We start from the raw sequence: 15,411 nt of genomic DNA, 5'->3' as shown, positions 1-15,411 counted from the left end.
CTTGACATCACCACGGGCTGAGGCTTGATAAATTCGTTTTTGGATTTTGTAAACGCGACGTTCTAACTGTTTCCAGTTAATCGTGTTCCATTCTACCGTAGTCTTTACACTCGTTTTAGTCATAATTCCTACTTACAACTTTATCATCCATATCACCGTGAGTCTGTCAGCATATCTTAGGCATTACCCTAAGCGTTCGCTTCTGACTCAATCTCCCCCACTTGCAGCATCCGGTTAGCACCTACTTTTAGACTCGACCTTCTAAAAGAGCTAACAAGGGGTTACTTCGTTCCGTGTGTCCATTCTGTGTACCTTTAGAGTGATGCTATACGCCGGGTTTATTGGAAGTGCATAACGGTCTCATTTATAGTAGCCGTTTCCTTATCCTTTACCTTTTGGTTCCAGCCTGTCAGCCTGATTTGGCTGGTTCAAGTTGACGACGTTTCAGACACATCTTCAACTTTCGTTTTACTCATGGGTACTTTGCTCAACGTGTACCAGGTTAGGCTCCCAGTAAGAACGCCTTTTCTTCGGTGCTTTACGGATTGATGGCTAGTCGCTACCGTAAGGAAGATGCTGTCACCCTTGCACCTAGGGGGTAGGATTTACACCTACATAAACACACAGTTATAAGAATCTGGTTTTACCCAGTCTTACCTCTCATCCCTGAGCATTACTACTCCCGATCGAGAGAACGAATCGCACATTAACTACTTGCCATAGCCCGAACAATATCACCACGGGTCAGGATACCAACCACCTGACTCTCGCCGTCAATCACTGGTAGGCGGTGAACATTCCGTTCATGCATCAATTGTGCTGCTGCTTTCACAGTTTTATCCGGTGAAATACTTACAGCATTGGGACTCATTACCTCCCCAACAGTTTGTCCCAATACCTTGTGTAGTTCCCTTTCATAAGTAGCGGGGTTTTGTAAATAGATGACGCTGTCTAGAAACATGATGTAAGCCGGAGGAGTCACGCCAGTTTCTTGCCACATCAAGTCTGTTTCTGAAATAATACCCACCAGCTTACCAGCATTATCCACCACTGGTAAACCACTAATGCGTTTTTCTGCCATAATTTGAATGGCCTCCTGAAGTGGAGTTTCCTTTCCCACAACAATTGGGTCACAGGTCATAACATCACTAACGGTCTTAGGCATTTGCTTACTGATACCCATGCAGTTAATGAAATATTATATCATCCCCCCGGCAACAGGATCACTACTTAGATAATGCAACAGGCTCCAGTACACCAAAAAGTCTTTTATTCAAAAATAATATCAATTTCTAACTTCCCGCCTTAACGCTGCGATAATTTGACTATTAGCCTCGGGAAAGGTAAATTTTTCCAGATCATGCAAATTTACCCAGCAAATTTCATCGCATTCTATGGGTTGGGGAATACCTGTAACTAGACGACAATGATACACCATGAGAGTAACGCGCAAGTGAGTATAAGTATGATCAATAGTTATCAAATGCTCTCCCACTGCGATTTCTATGCCTAGTTCTTCTTTAATTTCCCGTTCAATACATTCTTCGATGGTTTCACCAGGCTCAATTTTGCCTCCGGGAAACTCCCATAAACCACCCATCACACCTTGGGGAAGACGACGATCAATTAAAATTTGCTGATGCTGGTTCCAAATTACCGCCACACCGATAATTTTGTGAGGCGGGCAAGAAGAACTAGTTGTACTCATATATTATCGGGTATATTATCGGGGGCTGGACACTCCGCTAAAGTAAAAAAGTTAAGGGGATTCTTGGTGAGTCCGTCCTCCCCGGAGACTAAATGCCCTGCACGCACGCACGCCCATTGCCTGAAGGCGTTGAATGTAAGATTTAGGTAACAGTATTGACTTTTTTAGGCAAAATTAGAAATCATTAGTCAACTCCGTGATGATTCTCTTCGGTTCCTTGTAAAACAGTTTCAAAATGCATTCTCTGTTCAGCGTTCCGGAGAAAATAACCACTAATCATTGCCGAAGCCAGTAGCTGACCAAGACTTTCCCGACTGGTGGTGATTGTAATGTCGAAGTGTTCCGAAGGTAGGTTGCCTAATAATCCAATGATATTACGCTCCATTACCTGAATAACTTCAGAGGAAGTTGGCTTTGATAGTTGGGTAACTGTGTCCGGAGTCAGAGATTTAACGTATTGCCACAGTAAGTTAGTAGTTTCTGAATCACCGTTAAAAAATTCTGAGACCTTCTTGGATTGGTTACTCATCTTGTACCTCCTGTACTCACACTACTAACTGTAGTGTGGTGTTTGCAACTTGAATAATAATTTACTTATTTGAACAGGCGATCAACTGTTCCTATCAATCTAATTTAACAGTCTAAGTCCATGCTTAAAGTCGATGTAACCGTACCTCCAGTAGAGTATTTTCTCATCTTAACCTAAACTCTGCTCACAAGTATTCCTGAGAAAGACGCGATCACTCGCGTCTGTACTCAACTTGCTAAATATTCGTTCATGTTAGCTTTAGATTTACGAAGTTTACTTAAGGCTTCCCGTTCGATTTGCCGGACTCGTTCACGGCTAATCTTGAGAAGATCACCTATTTTCGCCAAAGTTAGAGCCTGTCCATCCAGTAAGCCAAAGCGCAATTTAATTACCTCCTTTTGTTGCGGGGTAAGTTCATCCATGAGGCGCTCTAAGTCAGAAGATAGAGAAGACTGCATGACGAACTCTTCTGGAGAAACTCCGGGATCTTCTAACATTTCCCCCAGTTCGGTGTCGTAGTTATCACCCAACCGCAAATCTAAGGATAAAGGTAACCGCGCCTTTTCCAGATACTCTCGTACCTGTTTGGGTGTTAAATCTAATTCCACAGCCAGTTCAGCAGCTGACGGTGCGCGTCCCAGTTGTTGCGATAATTGCCGTTGTGCCTTTTTGATTTTATTAAGTTTTTCAGTAATGTGAATTGGTAATCGGATAGTCCGAGCCTTCTCAGCGATCGCCCTGGTGATGGCTTGACGTATCCACCAATAAGCATAGGTAGAAAATCTGTAACCCTTGGTGGGGTCAAACTTTTCTACACCCCGCTGCATCCCAATACTACCTTCTTGAATCAAATCCAACAGATCAACGTTACGCTTAATGTACTTTTTGGCAACTGATACTACCAGACGCAAATTGGCTTCTACCATCTTGCGTTTAGCGATTTCACCCTCGTCGATCGCATCTTTCAACTCTGTTACTTCTAGATTTGCAGCTTTCGCCCACTCTTCTAGACTAGGTTGACGACCCATCTGGTTAACCAGAGAATCCCTGACATCGTGCAAAATACGAGAAAATTGCACCTGTTTACCGTAGAAAATTTCCTCCTCGTGGGTTAAGAGTGGCACACGGCCAATCTCACGCAGGTAAGTCCGCACGAGGTCTGTGGCTGTCTGAGCGGTCTTCATGGCGCTACTCTTTGGTAATTAATGATGGATGTAACGGTAGGGTAATTAACTGATCTTTGTTGCTGTGGGATATAACCCAGTGAGAATAATAACTGTTGCTCAGGTTACTACTTTATACATTCCGATGTGATCATCGGCTACTTTGTTCCCCGGCTTAGGGCTTGGCGGCTAGACTCTATATTTATGTCTCATTTTCCACATCTGTCTTAGGTTAGATAAAACTTAATAAATCAAACATTTTTTGTATCTATATTAAAAACTGTAACATTTATGATAAAAGATGCCAATACCTGTAGACGCTGATTTTTGTGACATTTGCTAATGGATATCATTATCTTTAGCAATGGTTAGAACCACTACCAGTGGATATAATTGGCGAAATCCACTGGTTTAATCACAACAAGTCTTCTATTTTGCCCTTTTCCTCCTGTTTTAATCTATGCGTTTTGCCAGAGCCACAATTTATAGAGTTCGATCACATTTGTATCCTCTTGATTACGAATGAGCTTAACCCCCCACCATAGCTGTGCTAAGAGCGTATCCAGACTTATCCCATTACGAAATAATAATCCTATTCGCTCATATTTCTTAACATATCTCAATATATATAATAATTATGGTTCTATAATAATTACTTAATTTTTCTTGTAAATACTGCTGAGTGGACATTACCCAAAAAAGCAAAGTGGTCAACTTTGCCTGACCACTTTGTTCATATAAGCCCGAAATTCTCAGGTGTTGATCCCTAATTCACCCACCTTGCAGTAATCTTGGATCACCTTGACATCTAAAGTAGTATTTTGCAGCGAACGAATAGCTGCCACAGTAGCTCTAGCGCCAGCAATAGTAGTCACAATGGGGATTTTGTAGGCTAAGGCTGTACGTCGGATTAACCGAGCATCAGTTTGGGCTTCTTCGCCAGAAGGTGTATTAATAATCAATTGAATTTTCTGATTTTTAATTGCATCCAGCACGTGGGGACGACCTTCATGGAGTTTGAGCACCAACTCAACATCTAACCCGTGTTCCTGTAGGACACGGCGTGTACCTAATGTAGCCATGACCGTAAAGCCCAATTGCATCAGTTCCTTCACCACATTCGCCGCGTCAGATTTATCGCGATCGCTCATGGAGACAAACACAGTACCCTGAAGGGGTAAAAACTCTCCAGCAGCTAATTCTGCCTTAGCAAAAGCCCGCCCAAAGTCCGTGTCAATCCCCATTACCTCACCAGTCGAGCGCATTTCTGGCCCTAATATAGTGTCAGTTCCCGGAAATTTATTAAACGGTAATACCGCTTCCTTCACAGCGATATGAGATGGAATCACCTCCTGAGTTAAGTTGAGTTCTGCTAAAGTTTTCCCCGACATAATTAAAGATGCCAGTTTTGCTAAAGGTACACCCGTAGCTTTAGATACAAATGGCACAGTACGCGAAGCCCGGGGGTTAGCCTCTAGAATATAAACCTGGGGAGAATAGCCTTGCGCGCCCACAACAGCAAACTGAATATTCATCAATCCCACCACAGACAATGCTTGAGCTAATTGCACCGTCCAAGTGCGGATTTGTTGCAGAACTGCTGGAGACAGGGAAATGGATGGTAGAGAACAGGCAGAATCACCTGAGTGAATACCCGCCTGCTCAATGTGTTCCATAATGCCACCAATCACCACATTCCCCGTGTGGTCAGCGATGGCATCCACATCGACTTCAATGGCATTTTCGAGAAACTTATCAATTAAAATAGGATGTTCTGGTTCTACCTGAACGGCAAAGGTCATATAACGTTCTAATTCTGTATCAGAATAGACAATTTCCATGGCTCGTCCTCCCAACACGTAACTAGGGCGCACTACCACTGGATAACCAATGCGTTGAGCGACAATCAGCGCATCTTCGTAACTACGAGCAATACCATTAGGGGGTTGAGAAATATTCAACTGATTAAGAATCTTCTCAAAACGTTCTCGATCTTCCGCCATGTCAATAGAATCCGGCGATGTTCCCCAAATTTTGGTGGGGAGATCGGTGTTCTGGTTAAGAAATTCCTGTAAAGGAACCGCCAATTTCAGGGGTGTTTGTCCCCCGAACTGAATAATTATACCTACAGGATTTTCAGCTTCGATAATGTTGATCACATCTTCTTTGGTTAACGGCTCAAAGTACAGGCGATCGCTCGTGTCATAATCTGTAGAAACCGTCTCAGGATTGGAATTAACCATAATTGTCTCAAATCCCGCTTTCTTCAAAGCATAGGCCGCGTGACAACAACAATAGTCAAACTCAATTCCCTGGCCGATGCGGTTAGGACCACCACCCAAAATCATCACTTTCGGCTTAGTGGTGGGTAAAACCTCGGTTTCAGCTTCGTAGGTAGAGTAATAGTAAGGGGTGAAAGCTTCAAACTCAGCCGCACAGGTATCTACAGTTTTATAAACTGGAATTACTCCCAATTGTTTACGGTAATTGCGGACTTCATCCTCACTCGTCTTAGTAGCAAAGGCAATCTGGCGATCGCTAAAGCCATCCCGTTTGATTGCATATAACTGCTCTTTTCTCAACTGTTGTAAAGGTGTGCGCTTCAGGAACTTTTCCACATCCAGCAGTTGCTGCATTTTATCCAAGAACCACGGATCAATGGCCGTAAGTTCGTAGATTTCCTCGCTACTTAACCCCAATTGTAAAGCATGGCGCACCGCAAAAATGCGATCGGGATGAGGGGTTCGCAATTGAGCGCGAATTTGTTCACCACTAGGCAACTTTTCCGATTGGTCACAACCCCAGCCAGCCCGTCCAGTTTCCAGAGAACGGAAAGCCTTTTGGAAAGACTCATTAAATGTCCGCCCAATCGCCATGGCTTCCCCCACTGACTTCATTTGAGTTGTCAGCACAGGGTCAGAACCAGGAAACTTTTCAAAAGCGAAGCGGGGAATTTTAGTAACTACATAGTCAATAGTCGGTTCAAAAGATGCGGGGGTTTGCTTAGTGATATCATTTTTAATTTCATCCAGGGTGTATCCCACAGCTAGCTTGGCCGCAATTTTGGCAATGGGGAACCCCGTAGCTTTGGAAGCTAGGGCGGAACTGCGGGAAACACGAGGGTTCATTTCAATCACCACCACATCACCACTCACGGGATTAACCGCAAATTGGATATTAGATCCGCCGGTTTCTACGCCAATCTCGCGGATAATTTTAATTGCCATATCCCGCAGCCTCTGATATTCCTTATCAGTCAGCGTTTGGGCAGGGGCAACAGTAATGGAATCACCGGTGTGAATCCCCATGGGGTCTAGGTTTTCGATGGAACAGATAATCACTACATTATCTGCCAAATCCCGCATGACTTCCAACTCGTATTCTTTCCAACCGAGTAGGGATTGGTCTATGAGAATTTGCGACACTGGGCTAGCATCTATACCTACCTGTGCCATTTCTTCAAATTCTTCTTGATTGTAGGCAATACCGCCACCAGTCCCCCCCATTGTAAAGGCAGGACGTATAATTAGGGGATAACTGCCAATGCGATCGGCGATTTCTTTGGCCGCCGATAAAGATGAAGCCGTACCACTAGGACAAACAGCCACCCCTATTTTTTCCATAGCTTCATTAAACAGTTTGCGGTCTTCCGCTTTCTCGATGGCTGGTAATTTAGCGCCGATTAGTTCAACGTTATACTTATCCAATGCGCCATTTTTCGCTAGGGCTACGGCAAGATTGAGTGCTGTTTGTCCTCCCATGGTAGGTAGGAGGGCATCAGGGCGTTCTTTGGCGATAACCTTTTCGACCATATCCGGTGTTAGTGGCTCAATATAGGTGCGATCCGCTGTTTCTGGATCAGTCATAATTGTTGCCGGGTTAGAATTAACTAAGACTACTTCATAGCCTTCTTCTCGCAGTGCTTTACAGGCTTGAGTACCGGAGTAGTCGAATTCACAGGCTTGACCGATGACGATAGGACCAGAGCCTAACAGTAGTATTTTCCGGATGTCTTGACGGCGGGGCATAGTTGTTGCGTTGGAGTAAGAGAATACAAATCCTGATTATTTTAAAGGTCTTTCGCCTTTGTCAGATTATTTATTATTAAGTTTTCCAGGTTAGATAGCGCATAGGGATTGGGGATCACTTACCTAATACGCCAGCCATTGTATCAAGGAAACTACTATAGCCTACCTTTTTGTGGCTGTACTATCCTTGTGCAGTATGGCTGATTACAAAATATATGAATCCTCCATAAGTTCCACTGCTTTTCCCACCATCAAGCAATTTTTGAGGTAAAGGTCTAATTTTATTCCCATGTCCCCTCACATTTTTATTAAGATATGTAATTTCTATAGTAATAGAATAAATTATCAATAAGAGAGATTTTACTATTAGTAAATATCTTCAATTGCAACTAATAATTTTGAGAATATATCTGAGAACTTTATCTAATTTGAGTGATTGGAAATCATATCTACTGAGACAAAAGCCACGAACTCTGGCTTAAAAGCCTTGGTTTTTCATCAATCCATCCTTGGTATAGTAGCGAATTATTTTCGCCAAAAACTTTTCATATATCCTCCAAGTTTCATGGTCAGTTTATGGTCTAACTAGCTTGAACATTATTGCTATACATTAAAAAAGCAGGTGTTTCAACCCTTGGGAGTTAAAACACCTGGCTTTTGTATATCTTCTTAATGTTTAAGTCTGTCAACTCCTATCTGAGAGCAGACTTGACGCGAATCCAATTATCAAACTCTAATTTTCAGCAGTTTGGACAAATCCTAAAGTTAAGCTATCTTTACCCAGGAAATGAGCTAAATGGTAAGCCCTTTCCTCAGTTTTTAACAGAATTTGTTCATAGAGATAGCGTGTCCCACGGTCGCCTAAACTCTCTGCCTGAGAAGCTTGACGACGAATAACCTTAATAATGGCTTGTTCTGCTGCTAAATCATTTTCTATCATTTGGCGGCAAGAATATACACCGTCGGGTTCTGGCTCAAAACAGGTGAGTTCCGCTAACTTACTAAAACTAGCCGCTGGTACACCACCCAGCCCGTTTAGGCGCTCGCCAATTTCATGGACATGACTTTGTACTTGTTCGTAGTTGTCGTTAAAGAACTCATGCAGTGAGTAAAATTCTGAACCTTCTACTACAAAATGATGCTTTTGATATTGTAAATATAGTGCTTGGAAGCTAGCTAATACAACGTTGAAACCTTCTGTTACCGGAGCAGTAACACTATGATCTAGCAGTACAGGATTGTCATAAACCTGACCAAAATTTTGTACTAAAGTTTGTGTATCAGACATTGTTCTCCTCGCTTTTTCACAGTTATGGCTTTTAACTGCTTATCTTTTATATATTAACATTTTTAGAAGAAATCAACAGCGATTAATAACAAAAAAATTAGATTTTTATTTCTGTAAATATGGTTTTTTATGACAACTGCAATGATGCCAGGGATCTCATCACAGTTATGATTAATCAACTAATAACAGTATCTAGCAATTATTTTCTAAACATAACCAATCTCATCCCTTCCAACTTTCTGGTTTTTCATCAGCAAAGGAGATAATCTTTACCTTTCCACCCGCCAAACAACCCAGGTAATTAGGAGAATTAGCAAAGTTTTAACCTTCTAGGGGATGAAGTTTAACAATTTCAGTCATTTTCCCGCTCAAACATGGGAGATTTCCAGTCATTGGTCGCAATGAGTCACAACTCAATCGCCTATTCCTCCCACACTCACCACTACCCACTTCCTGATTCATAACCGGAAAGTATGAGAAATTTGTGATCTTTTTTTGATTCTATTGAGAAAACTTTTCATTTAATGTATGCTGATATTAAAGAGGCATTATTCCCCAAGATTTTTCAGTTCAGGGGCTTAAAGCACTAATGCGTTGCAAGTTGAGGGCTAGTCTGTTGAAACGGTTACGTTCACAAATCGAGAAAAATTTTATTGTAGGCGTAGAGGTGGACTGGGCAGACCGATGGCAAGTGTATAAACGCTTACAGGAGTTAGATATCCCCTGTTCCTGTGAGACTAACCAACCATTGAGGGTTGAGATTAACACCCCTTTAGCAATGGTTCAAGTCTGGTCTGTAATACAGCAGTTAACAGCATCTCGGCAGGATTTGATTTGGAGTCTGGAATGCTGCTGCAAAACTCGTTACCGAAATTTCTGAAGTTTTGACACAGAACACCTATTTAGGCTGAGTTAGTTAAGGAGAGATTAAGCAAAATGAGTGCATCTTACAGTAGAGAAATATCGGAATTTCGCCTAGAAGGAAAATTCATAGATTTTGTCATTAAAGATGGCTACAACCTCAAGGGATTGTTATTACACACTGCTGAGGGTGAATGCTATGTTAAACTTGCTAAACATTTACGCGCGGCTTTTGACTTGCGTTTAGCACCTGGTAGTTGGCTGCAAGTTATTGGTTCTCAAAAGCATGATATAAAAAAAGATAAAGTTATATTGAAGGCGGAGCGTGTGATGGCAGTACGTTCTCATATCGAGACGGTTGCAAAGCTTACCTCAGTCATAGAACCGCCAGCCATCAAAAACACGCAGGGAAAAATAAGTAAAAATAAAGACACTATTTTGGTGTGTCACAAGTCTGATTGTATGAAGCGTGGCGGTAAAGCAGTTTGTCAAGCGTTGGAGGCTGCTTTAAGTCATCGTGGGTTGGAAGATCAAGTGAGTATTAAAGGTACTGGCTGTATGAAAAAATGCAAGGCTGGCCCTAATATAGTGATGCCAGACAAAACCCGTTATAGTCGTATTCCATATACACAAGTTCCGGCAATTATGGATAAGCATTTTGCTCATTGCAAGAAGCAACAGCAGTCACATAATTGCCCGCAGGGGGTCATACATCATCGGGAAATTGGTTGAAACCGCTGGTAAGGTTTTGATCCTTCCATGAAACATTCTTTGTGTTGCCTGTTGTTTGGCAATGGGTATTGGCAATTATTATTAATAATCCTTTTCGGCTGAAGCTAAAGGCGATCGCCCTAGCATTGACTGTACAATCTAGGCGATCGCCTAATATGTTCCTGTGGCAAAAATAGGCTAAACAACCGCAATACAATCGATTTCTACCAAAACATTCTTTGGTAGACGAGAAACCTGGACACAAGCACGGGCTGGGGCTGTAGCTTCAGGAAAATATTGAGCATAAACCGCATTGACTACGGCAAAATCATTCATATCAGCTAAAAATACTGTAGTTTTGACCACACTTTCAAATGTGGCACCAGAGGCTGTCAGAATAGCTTCTAGATTAGCCATAACTTGCTCAGTTTGCTTTTTAACATCATCTGTGTAGATGACATCACCCAGTCGCGGGTCAATGGCAATTTGTCCAGCCACAAAGATCATTTGACCGTTAGCGGCGATGGCTTGATTATAAGGTCCCACAGGAGCCGGTGCTTTATCAGTACGAATGACTTGACGATTCATAGATATCATGTTTTCTAATAATGTTTCCCCTGTGCCAATTTCTCCGTCACAGGTGTTTGGCTGCTGGTAAACTTCCCCATCAGGCATTATTGCACCAGTGAGGTCAGCATTTTCAAAGCTCGCCCCATAAATATTTGCTCCGGTTAAAATTGCCCGTTGCAAATTTGCACCATCGAAATTTGCTAGCATTAAATTTGCATCTGTCAGACACACTCTTTCCAAATTAGCCCCTTGCAAACAGGCCTGTTTCAGGTTTGCTTGTTCTAAAGACACCCCAACTAAATCCGCCATAGCTAAATTGACCCCTGACAAATTGCAATTGTCCAGACTGACCCCCCGAAATTGCGCTTCCTGGAAGTTAGCATTTTCAAATAATGCTTTACTGACATGGGCTTGGTTCAAGTTGGCTTTGGTGAAATCTGCTCCGGAAAGATTAGCCTCTTTCAAATTTGCAAAACTCAAATCCGCACCAGTGAGATCCGCCCAACTCAAATTTAGCGGGCCCCCTTGAATTCGACTCAAATCTGTAGCCCTTAACGAAGCTCTAGAAAGATTTGCTTCCCAAAGATGAGCTTTTTTGAGTGTCGCCTCACTTAAATCCGCTCCACTCAAATTTGTTTTGTATAAATCTATATCAGTTAAGTCTGTACCTTTGAGGTTTACCCCACTTAAATTTAACTCTTTAAATTTCCTTTCTCCTGTCGCATATTTCTCTAACAATTCCTCAACATTCATAATCCACCGCAAAATACTACTAACACAGTATAAAGTAAAATTTATTTCTTTTAATCTATGTGCATCTGTCGCTAATTAATCAAACCCCAACTGGGGACGTAGCCCATAATGGCGATAATACAAATAATCTTGGAGAATGCGCCCATGGTCAAAACATAAATTACTCGGTACACGCCAAGACTCGAAAATGCCTATATCTTTGGCATCATCACCCGCTATTGGTTCCCCCGTGGACGTTGCTAAAAACACAATGCTGATGGTATGCTGGCGTTGATCGCGGCTAGGGTCAGAATATACCAAGAATTGTGTAATTAAATCGACTTTCAAACCCGTTTCTTCCTCAGCTTCCCGCCGCGCCGCCACTTCGACAGGTTCACCATAATCAACAAAACCACCGGGAATAGCCCAACCAAAAGGTAAATTATGCCGCTCAATTAATACTATTGGTCGATGTGGACGGTCTACCAATTCAATAATGATGTCAACGGTGGGTGCGGGGTTTCTGTAAGTCATGATAGATTTGATGGGATAACTTCTTGTTATATTTGAACTTACAATATGCCTTTTCCTAGATCCAGTGGTATTTTATTGCATCCTACATCCTTCCCCAGCCGGTTTGGTATTGGAGATTTAGGCTTAGAAGCCTATAAATTTATTGATTTTCTCAGAGAGAGTTACCAGCAATATTGGCAAGTTTTACCTTTAGGACCAACGGGATACGGCAATTCTCCTTATGCTGCATATTCAGCCATGGCGGGAAACCCCATGCTTATCAGTCCAGAACAGCTGCAAGAGCAAGGTTTACTAACTGAAGAGGACTTTGCTAATTTACCAGTATTTAACGACTCTCAGATAGACTACGAGGGAGTCAAGTCTCTCAAGACTGCTTTGCTACAAAAAGCTTGTAATCATTTTCAAGTTAAGGCTACACCTTTACAACAAAAGGAATTTGCTGGTTTTTGTGACAGCAAAGCCTATTGGTTAGATGATTACGCCTTATTTATGGCGATCAAAGACACTCATAATAATACCAGTTGGCATACTTGGGAGGCGGAACTGGTCAAGCGTGAACCAGCAGCAATAGATAAAGCTAGGGAAAAATTAAGGTCGGAAATCCTCTATTATAAGTTTATCCAATTTGAATTTTTCCGCCAATGGTCTGAACTTAAATCTTATGCCAATATGAGCGGCATTTACATTATTGGCGATATTCCCATTTATGTAGCCCAAGATAGTGCTGATGTGTGGGCTCACCCTGAGATATTTTGTCTTGATGAAGAAACTAGAGAACCGGCTTTAATGGCGGGAGTTCCACCCGATTATTTTAGTGAAACTGGTCAATTATGGGGTAATCCCGTTTATAACTGGGAAGAATTAAAAAAACAGGATTTTAGATGGTGGGTGGGTCGCTTTGAAGCGATGCTCGATTATATAGATGTGATTCGCATTGACCATTTCCGCGGATTTGAAGCCTACTGGGCTGTGGAAAGGGGAGAAGAGACAGCGATGAATGGAGAGTGGTTGAAAGCTCCAGGAGATGAGTTATTTGATGCGATTAAAGCGAAACTAGGTACACTACCAGTTTTAGCGGAAGATTTGGGGGTAATTACCCCAGAAGTAGAAGCATTACGTGACAAGTATGAATTTCCTGGGATGAAAGTTTTGCAGTTTGCTTTTGGTTCTGATACCGGGAATCCTTTTTTACCTTTTAACTATACACGTAATGCTGTAGTTTATACGGGTACTCACGATAATGACACAACTGTAGGCTGGTTTAATCAAACTAACGATTGGGAAAAGCGCAATTTATTACTTTATTTAGGTTGTATTAGTCCAGAAGGTGTCCACTGGGATGTAATTCGACTGGCTTTGAGTTCCATCGCTAATCAAGCAATTATTCCTTTGCAGGATATCTTAGGTTTAGCAAGCGAGGCGCGAATGAACTTTCCCAGCACTGCTGAGGGTAACTGGGGTTGGCGTTACCAGTCCTCATTGTTAACAAGAGAACTAGGAGAGCGTCTGAAAAATCTGACTCAACTTTATGGACGCGCACCCCAGGAGAAGTGAGGAGTAAACAGCTGTTTATTCCTCAGGACTTTGGTCTAGCAGCAATCTTGATTTCTCTCTCTTTCCCCGGTTCTCCCATTTGTTTAGCTTCTTGCTGATTGACACTGATTAATACGCTACCCGCATTATTGGTTTTCACCGTTAGTTGCTGTTGGGCTTTCCAACTGCGCTGACTTCCTTCCGGGAGAACGCCTTCAAACTGAATTTTGCCATCAGCTATAATACGAATCCATGATGATGCTTTTAATGTCACACCAATATGCAGTGAGTCACTGTTATTGATGCGATTCAATCTACTGCTAACACTTTGGAACTGGTTTGATGCTTGGGAATTTACTTGATTGTGCTGTGGTTTTAACACAGTTTCTTGTTTTGGCTGTTGATTGCTATCGCTCAGAGTAGTATTATTTAGCATGCGAGATAAGCTACTTACAGAGCATACAATGACAAGTATGTAAAGTAAGTAAAGATGAACAGGGCGTAGTAGACCACTTAAATGAACTTTCCTAGTAGGTGCTAAACTCACAGGTGGAAAACCCAGAGGGAAAGTAGTGGACAATTCTACTGCATTTAAGCCTAATACTTCGGCAAATTGTCTGATTAAAGCTCTAATATAAACTGGTTCTGGCAGATCATCTAATTTACCTTGTTCAATGGAATCTAAAAGTTTCTGGGGAATTTTGGTTAAAATTACTATGTCTTCTTGTGATAAACTTCTTTCTTGACGGACAGCCAACAGGTAAGCTCCCAGTTCTGCCAATTTTTCCGATTGTTGTTGTTTTAATGAAACTCTAATTTCCGGTTTATCTTTACTTTTGAGCCACTTCATGCTTTCGTTCCATTCCTGATCTCATCTCAATCTTTAACGGGTAGATGCTTAATTTGTTTTTGCAAAAAGCGAACTTCAGCATCATTAAGTGAACGATATTTACCCTCATGTAATAAGGGCAAATTTGGCCTTCTTAATTGAATCAGACCTATGGCAGTACGATGTAGCTTAATTACTGGATATCCCAACTGTTCAGCTACACGGCGAATCTGTCGGTTTCTCCCCTCTTTTAAAACTATTTCTAAATGGCTATTTTTAGCAATAGTTCCTATAAAATTTACTGTAGCAGGAAGTGTTTTTTTTCCCCCCAAGACCACCCCTTCACGCCACATTTCTAGCACCGCTTCCGGGGGATGTCCCTTTACTAGTACCTGATAAGTCTTAGGAATCCTGTGACGTGGATGGGTGAGTCCAAATGTGAGATTTCCATCATTTGTCAGGATTAATGCTCCTGTTGATTGTGCATCTAAACGACCAACTGGGTGCAACCCTGAACCCTGGCGTAACTCGGGTGGGAGTAAATCCAAAACTGTTTTTCTTCCTTGGGGGTCGTCACAAGTAGAAACTACTCCCGCAGGTTTGTGTAGCAATAAATATATCAAGGGTGGACGCAGTTGGGCAGACACTGGCTGACTATCTACGGCAATTGTATCTTTTTCTGGATCAACTTTTTGACCTAAATGTGCTGTGACACCATTGATCTGCACTCGCGATCGCCGAATCATTTCTTCAGCTTCACGACGTGAGGCAATCCCCCACTGAGCTAGAATCTTTTGTACCCGTTCCTCCATAATGAAATTACTGTGTATAGTCTTTTCGATTTAAATAATCATATGATTTAAATTTGGTACAGAATAGAGATAAATGTTACATTTAAGGCTAATTTCGCCTCAGTTAGTTACTG

General features: G+C 42.0%; 15 protein-coding genes. 4 read left to right on the top strand and 11 right to left on the bottom strand.

The annotated features are described in order from the left end of the window. The 7 genes from PN447_RS01980 to PN447_RS01950 form a co-directional block, all read right to left on the bottom strand. Window positions 1-123, bottom strand: a 123-nt coding sequence (locus PN447_RS01980) for a reverse transcriptase N-terminal domain-containing protein (protein ID WP_271760381.1), incomplete at its 3' end; no start/stop codon positions are given. Between the two features lie 583 nt (window positions 124-706). After that, window positions 707-1,165, bottom strand: coding sequence for a CBS domain-containing protein (locus PN447_RS01975; protein WP_271760375.1), 459 nt, complete (start codon window positions 1,163-1,165; stop codon window positions 707-709). A 120-nt stretch (window positions 1,166-1,285) separates the two neighbouring features. Then, window positions 1,286-1,708: an 8-oxo-dGTP diphosphatase MutT gene (gene mutT, locus PN447_RS01970; protein WP_271760373.1), complete on the bottom strand. Its 423-nt coding sequence runs from the start codon at window positions 1,706-1,708 to the stop codon at window positions 1,286-1,288. 184 nt (window positions 1,709-1,892) lie between these two features. Further along, complete coding sequence (locus tag PN447_RS01965; RefSeq protein ID WP_271760371.1) at window positions 1,893-2,237, bottom strand: DUF760 domain-containing protein; 345 nt, start codon at window positions 2,235-2,237, stop codon at window positions 1,893-1,895. A gap of 227 nt (window positions 2,238-2,464) precedes the next feature. Then, a complete protein-coding gene (locus PN447_RS01960; RefSeq protein WP_271760369.1) occupies window positions 2,465-3,421 on the bottom strand; it encodes an RNA polymerase sigma factor, RpoD/SigA family in 957 nt (318 codons plus the stop codon). Between the two features lie 731 nt (window positions 3,422-4,152). Continuing rightward, window positions 4,153-7,428 carry a carbamoyl-phosphate synthase large subunit gene (gene carB / locus PN447_RS01955; protein WP_271760367.1) on the bottom strand — a complete coding sequence of 1,092 codons (3,276 nt, stop codon included), beginning with the start codon at window positions 7,426-7,428 and terminating at the stop codon, window positions 4,153-4,155. A 733-nt stretch (window positions 7,429-8,161) separates the two neighbouring features. Continuing rightward, complete coding sequence (locus PN447_RS01950; RefSeq protein WP_271760365.1) at window positions 8,162-8,716, bottom strand: Dps family protein; 555 nt, start codon at window positions 8,714-8,716, stop codon at window positions 8,162-8,164. 589 nt (window positions 8,717-9,305) lie between these two features. Here PN447_RS01950 and PN447_RS01945 point away from each other — a divergent pair. The 3 genes from PN447_RS01945 to PN447_RS01935 are packed head-to-tail and all read left to right on the top strand — an operon-like array spanning window position 9,306 to window position 10,485. Then, window positions 9,306-9,596: an Asr1405/Asl0597 family protein gene (locus tag PN447_RS01945; protein WP_271760363.1), complete on the top strand. Its 291-nt coding sequence runs from the start codon at window positions 9,306-9,308 to the stop codon at window positions 9,594-9,596. Between the two features lie 56 nt (window positions 9,597-9,652). Then, window positions 9,653-10,309 (top strand): (2Fe-2S) ferredoxin domain-containing protein, encoded by a 657-nt coding sequence (locus PN447_RS01940; RefSeq protein ID WP_271760361.1) that lies wholly within the window; start codon window positions 9,653-9,655, stop codon window positions 10,307-10,309. Between the two features lie 41 nt (window positions 10,310-10,350). Then, window positions 10,351-10,485: a hypothetical protein gene (locus PN447_RS01935; protein WP_271760359.1), complete on the top strand. Its 135-nt coding sequence runs from the start codon at window positions 10,351-10,353 to the stop codon at window positions 10,483-10,485. Between the two features lies 1 nt (window position 10,486). Here the strand turns inward: PN447_RS01935 and PN447_RS01930 are convergent, their stop codons facing one another. Continuing rightward, window positions 10,487-11,611 (bottom strand): Rid family detoxifying hydrolase, encoded by a 1,125-nt coding sequence (locus PN447_RS01930; RefSeq protein ID WP_271760357.1) that lies wholly within the window; start codon window positions 11,609-11,611, stop codon window positions 10,487-10,489. 75 nt (window positions 11,612-11,686) lie between these two features. Then, the gene (locus PN447_RS01925; RefSeq protein WP_271760355.1) at window positions 11,687-12,124 is read right to left on the bottom strand and encodes an NUDIX hydrolase; all 438 of its coding nucleotides are present in this window, start codon (window positions 12,122-12,124) and stop codon (window positions 11,687-11,689) included. A gap of 45 nt (window positions 12,125-12,169) precedes the next feature. Between PN447_RS01925 and malQ the strand changes: the two genes are divergently transcribed. Beyond that, window positions 12,170-13,678: a 4-alpha-glucanotransferase gene (gene malQ / locus PN447_RS01920; RefSeq protein ID WP_271760354.1), complete on the top strand. Its 1,509-nt coding sequence runs from the start codon at window positions 12,170-12,172 to the stop codon at window positions 13,676-13,678. A 22-nt stretch (window positions 13,679-13,700) separates the two neighbouring features. On the opposite strand, the gene PN447_RS01915 is transcribed toward malQ, so the two are convergent. Further along, window positions 13,701-14,507, bottom strand: a complete 807-nt coding sequence (locus tag PN447_RS01915) for a helix-turn-helix domain-containing protein (RefSeq protein ID WP_271760353.1) — start codon at window positions 14,505-14,507, stop codon at window positions 13,701-13,703. A gap of 26 nt (window positions 14,508-14,533) precedes the next feature. Further along, entirely contained in the window at window positions 14,534-15,298 is a 765-nt protein-coding gene (locus PN447_RS01910; protein ID WP_271760351.1) for a pseudouridine synthase, read from the bottom strand. Window positions 15,299-15,411 lie beyond the last annotated feature (113 nt).

Source organism: Anabaena sp. CS-542/02, from assembly GCF_028331085.1.
Classification (GTDB): Bacteria; Cyanobacteriota; Cyanobacteriia; order Cyanobacteriales; family Nostocaceae; genus Anabaenopsis; species Anabaenopsis arnoldii.
Note: the sequence above shows the minus strand (reverse complement) of the source record. Positions and strands in the feature narration are given on the sequence as shown.

What these genes read in the sequence shown, in the direction of transcription:
- PN447_RS01975 (WP_271760375.1), bottom strand. Translation starts at nt 1,165, where the DNA reads ATGCCTAAGACCGTTAGTGATGTTATGACCTGTGACCCAATTGTTGTG.
- mutT (WP_271760373.1), bottom strand. Translation starts at nt 1,708, where the DNA reads ATGAGTACAACTAGTTCTTCTTGCCCGCCTCACAAAATTATCGGTGTG.
- PN447_RS01965 (WP_271760371.1), bottom strand. Translation starts at nt 2,237, where the DNA reads ATGAGTAACCAATCCAAGAAGGTCTCAGAATTTTTTAACGGTGATTCA.
- PN447_RS01960 (WP_271760369.1), bottom strand. Translation starts at nt 3,421, where the DNA reads ATGAAGACCGCTCAGACAGCCACAGACCTCGTGCGGACTTACCTGCGT.
- carB (WP_271760367.1), bottom strand. Translation starts at nt 7,428, where the DNA reads ATGCCCCGCCGTCAAGACATCCGGAAAATACTACTGTTAGGCTCTGGT.
- PN447_RS01950 (WP_271760365.1), bottom strand. Translation starts at nt 8,716, where the DNA reads ATGTCTGATACACAAACTTTAGTACAAAATTTTGGTCAGGTTTATGAC.
- PN447_RS01945 (WP_271760363.1), top strand. Translation starts at nt 9,306, where the DNA reads ATGCGTTGCAAGTTGAGGGCTAGTCTGTTGAAACGGTTACGTTCACAA.
- PN447_RS01940 (WP_271760361.1), top strand. Translation starts at nt 9,653, where the DNA reads ATGAGTGCATCTTACAGTAGAGAAATATCGGAATTTCGCCTAGAAGGA.
- PN447_RS01930 (WP_271760357.1), bottom strand. Translation starts at nt 11,611, where the DNA reads ATGAATGTTGAGGAATTGTTAGAGAAATATGCGACAGGAGAAAGGAAA.
- PN447_RS01925 (WP_271760355.1), bottom strand. Translation starts at nt 12,124, where the DNA reads ATGACTTACAGAAACCCCGCACCCACCGTTGACATCATTATTGAATTG.
- malQ (WP_271760354.1), top strand. Translation starts at nt 12,170, where the DNA reads ATGCCTTTTCCTAGATCCAGTGGTATTTTATTGCATCCTACATCCTTC.
- PN447_RS01915 (WP_271760353.1), bottom strand. Translation starts at nt 14,507, where the DNA reads ATGAAGTGGCTCAAAAGTAAAGATAAACCGGAAATTAGAGTTTCATTA.
- PN447_RS01910 (WP_271760351.1), bottom strand. Translation starts at nt 15,298, where the DNA reads ATGGAGGAACGGGTACAAAAGATTCTAGCTCAGTGGGGGATTGCCTCA.